The sequence below is a fragment of the Streptomyces sp. NPDC017993 genome (genome assembly GCF_044328065.1).
In the GTDB taxonomy this organism is placed as follows: domain Bacteria; phylum Actinomycetota; class Actinomycetes; order Streptomycetales; family Streptomycetaceae; genus Streptomyces.
The window spans coordinates 33393-46045 of record NZ_JBIRGO010000004.1 but is presented as its reverse complement, the minus strand read 5'-3'; the positions used below and the strand labels follow the sequence as shown (position 1 = coordinate 46045).

Sequence of the window (12653 nt, the reverse complement as noted above, 5' to 3'; positions counted from 1 at the left end):
CCGGGCGTACGCAGCCGCTGGGCGATCCGGCCGGCCGTGGGGGAGGGGCGTACCGCCGTTCGTGGCACGGGCACCGCAGGCCCCCGTCCGACGCGCCGTCAGGCCCCGTCACCCGTCCGGCAGCACGCCGGGCGCCGTCCCTCCGTTCGGCGGATCAGACGGGGCGGGTCCGGCAATGGCGGGTGAAGCTCGGAAAATGGACCACGCATCAGTTCCCCGAATAAGAGCCGGACTCACCCTTCTGCTGGCCGCGGTGACGCTGGTCGCCGCGGCCCCGGCGGCCGGGGCCACCGCCCCGGTGCCCTCACGCGCCCCCGCGAACGACTCCGCCGACCCGGACAGCACCCGGCGCACCGGCTCCGCCTGGCTCCCCTACTGGGGCGACACCGAGGAAGCCTTCCAGGACGCGTTGCAGCATGCCGACCAGCTGCACACCGTCAGCCCCTTCTGGTACGAGGCGTCCGCGGCCACCGTCAAGAGCCATCCCGGCGCCGGGTCGATCCGTGTGATCGACGGGCTGCACGACGCCGGCATCAAGGTGGTGCCCACGGTGACCGAGACCCTCGCGGCCGATGAGATGGCCGATCTGATGCACGACCCGGAGCGGCGTACCGCGCACATCGATGCCCTGATGGAGCTCGTGCAGAGCCGCGCCTACGACGGGCTCGACCTGGATTACGAGCGGATGGCCGTCACCGGTGACAGTGCGGCTCGCGATCGGGTCAGGACCGGCTACAACGCACTGGCGAGGGATCTGTGCGCGCGGCTGCACGCCCGGGGCAAGCAGTGCGTGCTCACCGTCATGGCCCGCGCCCGCGGCAACGGCAAGGCGTTCGACTACGAGGAGCTCGGCAAGGTCGCCGACCGCATCCGCATCATGGGCTACGACCTGCACTGGGCGGGCGGTGAGTCCGGGCCGCTGTCCGCCACGGACTGGTACGAGGACTTCCTGCGCTACGCCACCGACACCATCCCCAGGGATCGGATCGAGGTCTCCTTCCCCGGCTACGGCTGGGACTGGACCACCGGCGTCAAGGCACGCGCACACCATCTGACCTGGAAGGAAGCCGACGCACTGCGCAGGCAGGAAGGCGTCGGCTACCACTTCGACGACGCGTCGGGCACCCCGTACTTCACCTACCAGAAGGGGGGCCGCGCACACGAGGTCTGGTACCAGGATGCCCGCGGCGTCCGTGCGCACATGCCGTTGCTGGAGAAATACGGCGTGCGAGGCACCGGCCTGTGGGCGCTCGGGTTCGAGGACCCGGACACCTGGGCCGCGCTCCGCGGCGAGTAGCCGAAGCACCGCCTCGGTCGGCGAGCCGGCCGCGGCGGTGCACCGCCTGCCGAACCTCAGCGTTCCTCAGCGACAACTCGCCGATTCTTCCGGTGAGTTGCCGCGCTTCGGCATGCCACCCCGCGGTCGCCGGTCGCGCCGCCGCGTTCCGGCGTCCGGTCGACGGGCGCCGCGTCCGGGCGCCGGCGAGCGGCGGCGGGGACCTCGGACTGCCGGAGACTGTTCCCTCAGGGATACCGACCGCTTAGTATGCCGATGGCGAGAGGGACACCGAGCCCCCACGCCACCCGCATATCCGAGGTCTGTGGAGGCACCAGGTGAAGGCATGGCGCGTACACGCGAACGGCGAGCCGCGTGAGGTGATGCGGCTGGAAGAGGTGCCGGACCCGCAGGCAGGCCCGGGGCAGCTGCTGCTGCGGGTACGGGCCGCCAATATCAACTTCCCGGACGCGCTGCTGTGCCGCGGGCAGTACCAGGTGCGGCCGCCGCTGCCGTTCACCCCGGGTGTGGAGATCTGCGGCGAGGTCCTGGCCGTCGGTGAGGGCGCGGCAGGCGAGGTCGGACAGCGCGTCCTGGCCCAGCCGCCGCTGCCCGACGGCGGATTCGCGGAACTCGCCGTCGTCGACGCGGCCACCGTGCGCCCGGCCCCCGAGGGCCTCGACGACGCGGAGGCCGCCGCCCTGCACATCGGCTACCAGACGGGCTGGTTCGGACTGCACCGCCGGGCCCGGCTCCAGGCCGGGGAGACGCTGCTGGTGCACGCCGCGGCGGGCGGCGTCGGCAGTGCCGCCGTCCAGCTCGGCAAGGCCGCCGGCGCGCAGGTCATCGGCGTGGTCGGCGGCGAGGAGAAGGCCCGCGTCGCCCGCGAACTGGGCTGCGACGTCGTCCTCGACCGGCGCACCGACGACATCATCGCCGGGGTCAAGGAAGCCACCGGCGGCCGTGGCGCCGACGTGGTCTACGACCCGGTCGGCGGCGACGCCTACGCCAAGTCCGTCAAGTGCATCGCCTTCGAGGGCCGCATCGTCGTCGTCGGCTTCGCCGGCGGCGCGATCCCGACGCCCGCCCTCAACCACGCGCTGGTGAAGAACTACGCGATCCTGGGGCTGCACTGGGGCCTGTACAACACCAAGGACCCGGCCGCGATCGACGCCTGCCACGAGGAGCTCACCAAGCTCGCCGCGCAGGGCGTCATCAAGCCGCTCATCGGCGGGCGCGTCCCGCTGGAGGGCGCCGCCGAGGCCGTACAGCGGGTCGCGGACGGCACGTCCACCGGCCGGCTGGTCGTCCTCCCCGGAGCCGGGGAGGCACGATGACCGACGCCGAGGACCTGCGCCGGCGCACCGCGGAACTGCTCGCCGCGCATCCGCCCGCCACCACCGACCGCCTGGACTTCCTGCGTGCCCGGTTCGACGCGGGGCTCGCCTGGGTCCACTTCCCCGAAGGGCTCGGCGGCCTTGACGCGCCCCGCGCCCTGCAGGCCGTCGTGGACGCCGAACTGGACGCCGCCGGCGCCCCCGGCAACGACCCCGGACGCATCGGCATCGGCCTGGGCATGGCCGCGCCGACCATCCTGCGCTTCGGCACCGACGAGCAGAAGCAGCGCTTCCTGCGCCCGCTGTGGACCGGCGAGGAGGTGTGGTGCCAGCTGTTCAGCGAGCCCGGCGCCGGATCCGACCTCGCCGCGCTCGCCACCCGCGCGGTGCGCGACGGTGACCGCTGGGTCGTCGACGGCCAGAAGGTCTGGACCTCCAGCGCACACCTCGCCCGCTGGGCGATCCTGATCGCCCGCACCGACCCCGACCTGCCCAAGCACCGCGGCATCAGCTACTTCGTGTGCGACATGACCGACCCGGGGGTCGAGGTCAGGCCGCTGCGCCAGATCACCGGCGAGGCCGAGTTCAACGAGGTCTTCCTGACCGGCGTCACCCTCCCCGACGCCCACCGCCTGGGCGAGGTGGGCGAGGGCTGGCGGGTCGCCCAGACCACGCTGATGAACGAGCGGGTCGCCATCGGCGGCGCCCGCATGCCCCGCGAGGGCGGCATGATCGGGGTCGCCGCAGACGACTGGCGCACGCATCCCGAACTGCGCACCCACGACCTCCACCAGCGGCTGCTGAAGCTGTGGGTGGAATCCGAGGTCGCCCGGCTCACCGGCGAACGGCTACGCCAGCAGCTCACCAAGGGCCAGCCGGGCCCGGAGGGATCGGGCATGAAGCTCGCCTTCGCCCGGCTCGCCCAGGAGATCAGCGGCTGGGAGGTGGAGTTCCTCGCCGAGGACGGCCTGACCTACGACGACTGGACGCTGCGCCGCCCCGAGGGCGTCGACTTCACCGGCCGGCAGGCCGGCTACCGCTACCTGCGCGCCAAGGGGAACTCCATCGAGGGAGGCACCTCCGAAGTGCTGCTCAACATCGTCGCCGAACGCGTGCTGGGGCTGCCGCCCGAGCCACGCACCGACAAGGACGTCGCGTGGAAGGACCTCCCCCGATGACCGCCTCGACGCCAGGGCCGACCGCTCCGACGCCCGACCCCGACCTCCTCTACTCCGAGGACGAGGACGCACTGCGCGCCGCCGTACGGGCCCTGCTCACGTCCCGCAGCGACGCCCCCTCCGTGATCGCCGGCCTGGAAGGGGACGCCCCGTACGACGCCGCCCTGTGGCGCGCGCTCGCCACGGACATCGGCGCCGCGGGCCTGCTGGTGCCGGAGAAGCTGGGCGGGCAGGGCGCGAGCGCCCGCGAGGCCGCCGTCGTCCTGGAGGAACTGGGCCGCTTCGTCACCCCCGTCCCGTACCTGACCAGCGGCGTCCTCGCGGTGACGGCGCTGCTGGGCTGCGACGCCGCCCAGGAGGACGTGGCGACGCTGCTCGGCGCGCTCGCCGAGGGCCGCACCGTGGGCGTCCTCGCGCTGCCCCTGCCCACCGCCCCCGGCGCGGTGGCGGATGCGACCGTGCGCGCCGACGCGGACGGTGCGCTGACCGGCCGGGTGACCTCGGTCGCGGACGCGGCCGCGGCCGATGTCCTGCTCGTATGGGCACAGGGCCCCGACGGACCCGCCCTCCACGCGGTCGAGGCAGCGGCGGACGGTGTACGCATCGAGCCCGTCACCTCCCTCGACCTCACCCGTCGCCTCGGCCACCTCACCTTCGAGGGCGCTCGCGGGCGGGTGCTGGCCACCGGCGACCGTGCCCGCGCCGCCGTGGAGCGCGCCGTGCTGACCGGCGCGGGGCTGCTCGCCTCGGAGCAGCTCGGCGTCGCCGAGTGGTGCCTGAACGAAACCGTGCGGTACACGGCGGAGCGCACCCAGTTCGGCCGTCCCGTGGGCTCGTTCCAGGCGCTCAAGCACCGGATGGCCGCCCTCTGGCTGGAGGTCGCCTCGGCCCGCGCCGCCGCCCGTAACGCCGCGGACGCGCTGGCCGGTGACAGTCCGGACGCCGCGGTGGCGGTGGCCGTCGCCCAGGCGTACTGCGCGCCGGTGGCCGTTCGGGCCGCCGAGGAATGCGTGCAGCTGCACGGCGGTATCGGCATGACGTGGGAACACCCGGCGCACCTGTTCCTCAAGCGGGCGAAGAGCGACGAGGTCGCTCTCGGGACGCCGGGGCGGCACCGCGATGCCCTGGTGGAACTGGCCGGGCTGAGCGCCCCGTAGGACGACCGTTCCCGCCGCGCGCACGGACGGGTCCCCCGGGCACCGACCCGGGGACCCGTGACCGGTGGGCGTGCGGCGCACGCGTCCGGCCGCACGAGGGGGGCGGCCGGACGCGGCCGGTCAGCCGGTGATGGCGAAGGTGTTGCTGAAGGCGGTCGCCGGGCCGTACGCGGCAGCCACCTCCAGCCGGTAGGAGGGCCCGGCCGGCACCCGAGGCAGCGTCACGATGGCCTCGTCGGTCGGCTTGTTCCCCCCTCGTGGGGCGACCATCACCAGCCGCTCCGGCCGCGACTTGCCACTCTTCGTGTGCAGCCACACATTCACGTTCTCGCCCGTGGTGTTCTTCCAGCTCACGGTGAAACTGCCGTTGACCCGGAAGGTGAGTCCGCGCGGCGGAGCGGTCACCTCGATCCGTCCCGCCTGGGGTGCGGCAGCGGGGAGCGGGGAGGGAACGCCGGTGTGCGGAGGCGGCGCGCCGAGGCCCGTGGTGACGGCGCGGGCCGCGGAGCCCTTCGTCGGGCCCGGGGCGCCCGGCTGCCCGGGCAAGGGGGCGGTGACGGCCGACGGCCCGCCCGTCGGGGCGCCGCCGTCCGGCGGGGTCCGGACGAGCACCAGCAGATAGCCGATCGCACCGGCGGAAACGGCGATGGCCACGGAGGTGGCCATCGAGATGGCCCTGCGCATCGTGTCCTCGATTCCTCGGGGAGGGGACGTGGCGGAACATCCCCGGCCGCTCGATCATCAAAAACGGCACGTGAAGTGATCACCTGGATGGCCATCACCCGAATGCCGTCGCCCGGGGGCCGCGCGGGACCGTCCCACCGTCCGAGCCCCGTGATCCCGACCGGTCCGCCACCGCGAGTCGTAGCCCTTCCCGTCGCCACTTATGTCCCCAAACGTCTGTTCGCGGTAGCGTCGTAGGTATGAAAACCGCAACTCGTCGTGTGCTGATCGGGCCGGTGCTGCTGCTGGTGGCCGCGATGCTGGCGGTGGTCGCCGCGCTGGCATCCGGTGCGCAGGCCGCCGGCGGCCTCGACGAGGCCGCAGGGACCCTGAAGCAGGGCCCCGTCTACGTCGATCCCCGCGCGTCGGGCCAGCTGTCCGCCGCGGACGCCGACACGCTGGAGAAGAAGATCAAGGATTCCGGAAAGCCGATCTTCGTCGCCGTGCTGCCGCAGGCCGCCGAGTACCCGCCCAACACCTTGCTGCAGGACCTGCGGACGAAGGTCGGCATCAGCGGTGTCTACGCGGTGGAACTCGGTGACCGCTTCGACGCCGGGGCAGACGCCCGGGTGATGTCCCGTAACTCGGTCGAAAACCTCGTCGGGTCGGTCAACCGCTCCGACTACCCCACGGTCGAGCAGCGCCTCAACAGCTTCGTCGACGGGGCCGTCGACCAGTCGAACGGCCATGCTCCCACCGCCTGGGGCGGCTCGGACGACGCCGGCATCGGGAGCGGGGCGGCCATCGGTCTCGGCGTGCTGGTCGTGGTCGGGGGCGGCGGCGCGTACGCCATCGCCCGCCGCAACCGCAAGAAGAAGGCCGACGAGGAGCGCGCCGCGCTGGAGACACTGCGGGTCGTCGTCGACGAGGACATCACGGCCTTCGGCGAGGAGCTGGACCGGCTCGACTTCAGCCCCGGCGAACCCAAGGCCGACGACGCGATGCGCGCCGACTACGGCAACGCGCTGGACTCCTACGAGAGCGCCAAGTCGGCGATGGCGAAGGCCGAGCACCCCGGCGATGTGCACGCGGTGACCGAGGCCCTGGAGGACGGCCGCTTCTCACTGGCCGCCCTCGCCGCGCGCCGTGAGGGCGCGCCGCTGCCGGAGCGCAGGCTGCCGTGCTTCTTCGACCCGCGGCACGGCCCGTCCGTCAGCGATGTGCAGTGGGCGCCGGCCGACGGGGCGGAGCGCACGGTGCCGGTCTGCGCGGCGGACAAGGTACGGCTCGACGAGGGCCGGGAGCCGATGTCCCGCACGGTCAGGACCGAAAGCGGTGACCGGCCGTACTGGGAGGCAGGCCCCGTCTACGGGCCCTGGGCCGGCGGCTACTTCGGCGGCGGCGTGCTTCCCGGCCTCCTGGTGGGCACCCTGCTCGGCAACATGATGATGTCCTCGCACGCCTACGGCGCCGACGGCTTCACCGGAGCGGAGGGCGGCGACGGCTCCGGATCGGACTTCGACTCCGGTGACTTCGGTGGCGGCGGTGGTTTCGGAGACGGTGGTGGCTTCGGAGACGGCGGTGGGTTCGGTGGCGGCGGCGACTTCGGTGGCGGCGGCTTCTGAAGCCCGCTGAGCCCGCTGAGCCCGCTGGAGCTGACGGGAGCTGACGGGAGCAGGATCGCTGCCCTGACCTCGCCCGTGCCTGGGGTGTCGCGACGATGCGGCGCCCCAGGCGCCCTGTTTGCCCGCGACGGACAGGACTCGGGCACAACGCGGCCGAGCTGCGAAGAAGGCGTGGCTCCACACGGCCGGGCGGCTGACCTCCGGGCAACAGATGCGGGACTGTGTCGCCGCCACACCGCGTACGCGTAGCGCCCGCAGTTTCGCGCCCTCTGTCAGGCCCGCCGGTTCGGCTCCCGCACTTGGCCGCGGCGGGCGACCGGCATTCGGGTGCCCCCGCTCCCGGATGGCGGGCGGCCGAGCAGGGGACACCTTGGAGCGCCTCCGGGAGCCGGCGGAGGACGTCCGGGCCCGGGGGCCCGGGGACTTGGCCACGGGCGTCGGGCGTCACCGGGTCATCATGCAAGGAATCTCCCTCATGCCGCACGCGGCGAGGTCGAGCAGGCTCAACACGCCGGATCCGACGTGTTCTCGACCCGCGAGGAGACCCTCCGATGCAACGCCGCTTTCGCAAGGCAGCTCTCTGGGGCGTGACCGTGGCCGCCCTCATGGCTGCCGTCGGCCCGTTCCCCCAGGCGCATGCCGCGCCGCAGCCCGACCCGACACCCCAGCCCTCCTCCCGCGGGATGCTCGACGCGATGCGCCGGGACCTGGGGCTGACTCCGGAGCAGGCACGCCGGCGGCTCGCACAGGAGGCCGAGGCGCAGCGCACGGCCGTCGCGGTGCGCCGGGTCCTGACCGCGCCGGCTGCCGGGATGTGGTTCGACAAGGTGACCGGCAAGCTCGTCGTCGCGGTCACCGCCGCGGGCGACGCGGACCGCGTACGGGCGGCCGGAGCGCTGGCCCGGACGGTCAAGCACAGCCGGGCCGAACTCACCGCGCTGGTGGCGCAGATCGACGGGAAGGCCGGCGACGGCGTGCCGGGCGTCACCGGCTGGGGCGTGGACGGGCGCGCCAACGGGGTCGTCGTGCGCGTAGACCGCACGGCCCGCACCGCGCGGACCGATGCCTTCGAGAGCGAGGTGCGCTCCCTCGCCGCCCGCGCCTCGATCCCGGTCCGGATCGAACGCAGCGACCAGTCGCCGCGTCAGCAGGGCGGGAAGATCGTCGGCGGGGAGAAATGGATGCCGGGCAAGGAAGGCATCTGCTCGATCGGCTTCTCGGTGACCGGCCCGGACGGCTACCGGGGCTTCCTGACGGCAGGTCACTGCACCGACGACCCCGACCAGCCCGCCTACGGCAAGGACGACAGCCGCCTGGGCACGTCCAACGAGGACGGCCGGCACAGCGTCAACGGGCCGGACGGCGACTTCGGCCTGGTCGCGGTGGACCGGCCGGGCTGGAGCCTGAGTCCGAACGTGGCCGGGCAGGGTGGTACCCCGGTCGCCGTCACCGGCTCGCAGGAGGGCGTGGAGGGCACCTCGGTCTGCCGTTCCGGGCAGGCCAGCGGCTGGCGGTGCGGCGAGGTCACCCGGGTCGACCAGACCGTGGACTACGGCTCGGTGTCCATCGACGGGCTCTCGTACACCAACGCCTGCTCCGCGCCGGGGGATTCGGGCGGCTCGTACGTCACCCAGCCCGGCGCACCGAAGGCCGTCGGACTGCACTCCGGCGGCGGCAGCGCCACCTGCGACAGCGCGAGTTCCGACACCCTCACCATTTTCCAGCCGGTCGAAGAGGCCCTCGCCGAGTGGGACCTCACTCTGAAAACCGGCACCTCCTGAGCGAGCCCGCCCGTGGGGGAAGGCTTCGCCGGGCGAGCGGCGGGGGCGACCGGCGACATTGCCGCCTCGTCGGTGATCGCCTGTGCCTACGATGGGCCGCCGGAGACCCATTCGGTCCGGCGTGCCCGCCCTGTGGCACGCCCACGGGGAGCGGGAGAGATCGTGGCAGATGTGCCCAGGACCGCGGCGGACGCGGCGCAGCCTTTCGCGGTGCCCGTCACCGTCCGCGGATACGAGACGGACACCCAGGGCCACCTCAACCAGAGCGTGTATCTGCAGTACGCCGAGCACGCCCGATGGTCGCTGCTCCAGGCGAGCGGCATCCGGCAGAGCACCTTGGTCGACCGGCGGGTCGGCCCGGTCACGGTCGAGACGACAATCCGCTACCGCAGGGAGCTGCGGGCCGGTGACGAGGTGGAGGTGAGCTGCGCGTTCGTCTGGGGCGAGGGCAAGACCTTCCGGATCGAGCAGATCGTCCGCAAGGCGGACGGAACGGTGGCCGCCGAGGTGAGCGCCGTCGGCGGACTGCTCGACCTGACCGCGCGCAAGTTGCTCACGGACCCGCGGCAGACCTTCCGCGAACTGGCCACCGACCCCACACTGCTCGGGCTCGCCGCTGATTGACGCACGCCGCGCACCGGCGGGGGACAACCCCACCCACGACCTTCGTGCTGACCCCATCGATCCGGCGCCCGGCGGCTGTGATCGTGGAGACATGGAGCGCACGCAGCAGTCACCCGGCACGCCCGCCCGGGAGTTCGTGGCGAAGACCGTGGGCAGGCCCGGCCTGGCGACGGTCGGGCGGGGAATCACCTTGCTGCCGGTGTCCGCCGGCCGGTTCCTCCGTGAGCTGTCCAGGGGCCGGTTCGCCGACGCGCTGTCGGCTCTGCCGGCCGTCGGCCTCGGGCTCGTGGCCTGGTTCATCGTCCTGATCAGCGCGCAGGCGGCGGTCAACGGCGCGTTGTACCCGCTGGTGGACGCGCACGACTACCGGCATTCCTGGGGCGGACCGACGCTGGCGGGTGCCTGGGCGGCACACGCCGCGCTCGCCGTGCCGGTCGTCGTGGCTGCCGTGTGGCTGCTGCGCGTACTGGTCGCTCTGGGCTCCCACGACCAGCCGGCGTCCGCCGGATCCCCGCCCCGCCGCCGGCACCTGCCGCTGTCCCTCCTGCTGGTCGCGGCCGGGGCGGTGCTGCTCGTGGCGTGGCTCCATCAGCTGTGAGGGGCTGACAGGCCGGGCGGGCGCGGCCGGTCACGCACCCGTCACCCCTGGCCGCGGGACGGCACCACCATCACCTCGGTGCCGCCCGCCCGCACCGCCCGCACCTGGTCGGGCGCCAGCCCGTCGTCCACGATCAGCAGATCGAAGTCGGTCAGCGGCGCCAGCGCGTACAGCCCGTCCTTGGTGAACTTCGTGTGGTCCGCGACCAGCACCCGGCGTGCCGCGCTCTCCATCATCGCCCGCTTGACCTGCACCGTCTCCGGCGAGGTGTGGTAGCAGCGGCCGTTGGTGACGGCGGTGGTGGACAGGAACAGGACATCGGCGCGGAAGGCCCGGACGGCGTCCGCGGTGTGCAGCCCCATGAAGGCGTCGTACGCCGGGAAGTACGCACCGCCGAGGGTGATCAGGGAGATGCCCGGCTCCTTCGCCAGGGTGGTGATGGCCGGCAGCGAGTTGGTGATCACGGTCAGCGGGGTGTGCTCGGCGACCTGGTGCGCCAGCAGCAGGCACGTCGTGCTGTCGTCGAGCAGCACCGTCTGCCCGGGAACCAGCAGCGTCGCGGCGGCCCGCGCCAGCAGCTGTTTGGTCTGCGCCATGGTGGCCATCCGCTCCGCGACGCTGCCGTGGAACTGCGCCGACGGCAGCCCCGTCGCCCCGCCGCGGACCTTGCGCAGCCAGCCCTGCGCCTGCAGGGCGTCCAGATCACGGTGCGCGGTCATCAGGCTGACGGCGAACTCCTCCGCGAGGTCCGCGGTGCGTACGAAGCCGCGTGCGATGACGGCCTCACGCATCCGTCGCCGCCGCTCCTCCTGGGCCTCGACCCGGTCCATGGCACCGCTCCCTCGGGGGTCCGTGCCCCGCGTGTGCGCGGCACGGCGTGTGAATTCGCCGCGTTATGTTCGCACGGATTTAACGTACCGCGGCCCGCCGCCGCGGTCCCCGCGTGCGGCTCCCGGCGGACGCAACACGGCAGGTCGCCGCCGCGATGGGAAGAAATTCCCGGCCATTGACTCCCGTTTCGGCCGAGCTGTTCCCTCGCAGCATCCATCCCTTCGGCCCGCCGCCGCACACACGGGAGATTCGATGAAGAACACCTCTCCGCGTTCATTGATCACACGCCTGGGCATTCCACCTACCCTCGCCTGGGGATACCTCGGGCTGCTCCTCTTCATGATCGGAGACGGTGTCGAGTCCGGCTATCTCTCGCCCTACCTGAGCGACGAGGGCGTCTCGGACTCCCGGGTCGCGCTGCTCTTCACCGTCTACGGGGTCGCGGCCGCCATCGCCGCCTGGCTCTCCGGTGTCCTGTCCGACCTGTGGGGCCCGCGCCGTGTCATGTGGGTCGGCCTGGGCATCTGGGCCGTCTTCCAGCTGCTCTTCCTCACCGCGGCCATCCCCATGGACAGCTATCCGCTGATGATGCTCGGGTACGGCCTGCGCGGCCTGGGGTACCCGCTCTTCGCCTACGGGTTCCTGGTCTGGATCGCCGGAGTGGCGCCGCGGGCCCGCCTCGGTACGGCCATGGGCTGGTTCTGGTTCGCCTTCACCGGCGGTCTGCCCACGCTCGGCTCGCTGGTCGCCAGTGGCCTCATCCCGCACATCGGCGCCTACGCCACCCTGTGGGCCGCGCTGGTGCTGGTGGCGGCGGGCGGACTGATCGCCCTGCTGCTCGTCCGTGACGACCGGGGCGGCAAGCGGCAGCGGGCCGAGGACGAGGGGCCGCTCGCCACCCTCCTGGGCAGTGTCACCATCCTGTGGCGCAACCCGCGGGTCGGGGTGGGCTCGTTCGTGCGGGTCATCAACACGGCCTCGCAGTTCGGCTTCTTCGTGATCATGCCGCTGCACTTCACACGGACCGTCGGCTTCACCCTCACCGAGTGGCTGCACCTGCTCAGCGCGATGTTCGCGACCAACATCTTCGCCAACCTGCTGTTCGGCGTCGTCGGCGACCGGTTCGGCTGGCGCCGCACCATCGGCTGGTTCGGCGGCGCCGGCTGCACCCTCAGCACCCTGCTGCTCTTCTACGTCCCGAACGCGGCCGGCGCCAACTTCCCGCTCGCGCTCGTGGTGGCCGCCTTCTACGGGGCTACGCTGGCAGGATATGTACCGCTTTCGGCTTTGGTGCCCTCGCTGGAGCCGCGGCACAAGGGGCAGGCGCTGGCCGCGCTCAACCTGGGTGCGGGAGCGAGCACCTTCGTCGGCCCCGCCGTCGTCGCCGCCTTCGCCGGCCCGCTCGGCCTCGAAGGGGTCGTCTGGATCTTCGCGGGCATGTACGCGGTGAGCACCGTGCTCTCCTTCGTCCTGAAGCTGCCCGACGAGTCGGGCACGGCGGACGCGGACGGCACCGGCGTCCGGTCCGGCGACGCCCGGCCGGACGGCGATCCCGCCCCCGCCTCGGCCCCGGCGTGAAAGGA

Annotated in this window: 11 protein-coding genes; 9 read left to right on the top strand and 2 right to left on the bottom strand. The window is 72.9% G+C overall.

What is annotated here, in order from left to right:
* The first annotated feature begins 196 nt into the window (after positions 1–196).
* From ACH4FH_RS07630 to ACH4FH_RS07615, 4 genes are all read left to right on the top strand, one after another.
* Positions 197–1297: a glycosyl hydrolase family 18 protein gene (locus ACH4FH_RS07630; protein ID WP_398554835.1), complete on the top strand. Its 1101-nt coding sequence runs from the start codon at positions 197–199 to the stop codon at positions 1295–1297.
* 317 nt (positions 1298–1614) lie between these two features.
* Positions 1615–2613 carry an NADPH:quinone oxidoreductase family protein gene (locus ACH4FH_RS07625; protein ID WP_398554834.1) on the top strand — a complete coding sequence of 333 codons (999 nt, stop codon included), beginning with the start codon at positions 1615–1617 and terminating at the stop codon, positions 2611–2613.
* Positions 2610–3791: an acyl-CoA dehydrogenase family protein gene (locus tag ACH4FH_RS07620; protein ID WP_398554833.1), complete on the top strand. Its 1182-nt coding sequence runs from the start codon at positions 2610–2612 to the stop codon at positions 3789–3791. The genes ACH4FH_RS07625 and ACH4FH_RS07620 overlap by 4 nt, the downstream gene beginning before the upstream one ends.
* Positions 3788–4948, top strand: coding sequence for an acyl-CoA dehydrogenase family protein (locus ACH4FH_RS07615; RefSeq protein WP_398554832.1), 1161 nt, complete (start codon positions 3788–3790; stop codon positions 4946–4948). Before ACH4FH_RS07620 ends, ACH4FH_RS07615 begins: the two co-directional genes overlap by 4 nt.
* A gap of 120 nt (positions 4949–5068) precedes the next feature.
* Here ACH4FH_RS07615 and ACH4FH_RS07610 read toward each other — a convergent pair whose 3' ends face one another.
* Positions 5069–5632: a hypothetical protein gene (locus ACH4FH_RS07610; RefSeq protein ID WP_398554831.1), complete on the bottom strand. Its 564-nt coding sequence runs from the start codon at positions 5630–5632 to the stop codon at positions 5069–5071.
* Between the two features lie 239 nt (positions 5633–5871).
* Between ACH4FH_RS07610 and ACH4FH_RS07605 the strand changes: the two genes are divergently transcribed.
* The 4 genes from ACH4FH_RS07605 to ACH4FH_RS07590 all read left to right on the top strand — a co-directional run bounded on the left by ACH4FH_RS07605 (position 5872) and on the right by ACH4FH_RS07590 (position 10239).
* Positions 5872–7236, top strand: a complete 1365-nt coding sequence (locus ACH4FH_RS07605) for a hypothetical protein (protein ID WP_398554830.1) — start codon at positions 5872–5874, stop codon at positions 7234–7236.
* A 551-nt stretch (positions 7237–7787) separates the two neighbouring features.
* Positions 7788–9017 (top strand): S1 family peptidase, encoded by a 1230-nt coding sequence (locus ACH4FH_RS07600; protein WP_398554829.1) that lies wholly within the window; start codon positions 7788–7790, stop codon positions 9015–9017.
* A 162-nt stretch (positions 9018–9179) separates the two neighbouring features.
* Positions 9180–9641 carry an acyl-CoA thioesterase gene (locus ACH4FH_RS07595; RefSeq protein WP_398554828.1) on the top strand — a complete coding sequence of 154 codons (462 nt, stop codon included), beginning with the start codon at positions 9180–9182 and terminating at the stop codon, positions 9639–9641.
* A gap of 91 nt (positions 9642–9732) precedes the next feature.
* Complete coding sequence (locus tag ACH4FH_RS07590) at positions 9733–10239, top strand: hypothetical protein (RefSeq protein WP_398554827.1); 507 nt, start codon at positions 9733–9735, stop codon at positions 10237–10239.
* A gap of 41 nt (positions 10240–10280) precedes the next feature.
* Here the strand turns inward: ACH4FH_RS07590 and ACH4FH_RS07585 are convergent, their stop codons facing one another.
* Positions 10281–11069: a DeoR/GlpR family DNA-binding transcription regulator gene (locus tag ACH4FH_RS07585; protein ID WP_398554826.1), complete on the bottom strand. Its 789-nt coding sequence runs from the start codon at positions 11067–11069 to the stop codon at positions 10281–10283.
* A 253-nt stretch (positions 11070–11322) separates the two neighbouring features.
* Between ACH4FH_RS07585 and ACH4FH_RS07580 the strand changes: the two genes are divergently transcribed.
* Entirely contained in the window at positions 11323–12648 is a 1326-nt protein-coding gene (locus tag ACH4FH_RS07580) for an MFS transporter (protein WP_398554825.1), read from the top strand.
* Positions 12649–12653 lie beyond the last annotated feature (5 nt).

Coding starts and splice junctions, on each gene's coding strand:
- ACH4FH_RS07630 (WP_398554835.1), top strand. CDS start 197: ATGGACCACGCATCAGTTCCCCGAATAAGAGCCGGACTCACCCTTCTG.
- ACH4FH_RS07620 (WP_398554833.1), top strand. CDS start 2,610: ATGACCGACGCCGAGGACCTGCGCCGGCGCACCGCGGAACTGCTCGCC.
- ACH4FH_RS07615 (WP_398554832.1), top strand. CDS start 3,788: ATGACCGCCTCGACGCCAGGGCCGACCGCTCCGACGCCCGACCCCGAC.
- ACH4FH_RS07610 (WP_398554831.1), bottom strand. CDS start 5,632: ATGCGCAGGGCCATCTCGATGGCCACCTCCGTGGCCATCGCCGTTTCC.
- ACH4FH_RS07605 (WP_398554830.1), top strand. CDS start 5,872: ATGAAAACCGCAACTCGTCGTGTGCTGATCGGGCCGGTGCTGCTGCTG.
- ACH4FH_RS07600 (WP_398554829.1), top strand. CDS start 7,788: ATGCAACGCCGCTTTCGCAAGGCAGCTCTCTGGGGCGTGACCGTGGCC.
- ACH4FH_RS07590 (WP_398554827.1), top strand. CDS start 9,733: ATGGAGCGCACGCAGCAGTCACCCGGCACGCCCGCCCGGGAGTTCGTG.
- ACH4FH_RS07585 (WP_398554826.1), bottom strand. CDS start 11,069: ATGGACCGGGTCGAGGCCCAGGAGGAGCGGCGGCGACGGATGCGTGAG.
- ACH4FH_RS07580 (WP_398554825.1), top strand. CDS start 11,323: ATGAAGAACACCTCTCCGCGTTCATTGATCACACGCCTGGGCATTCCA.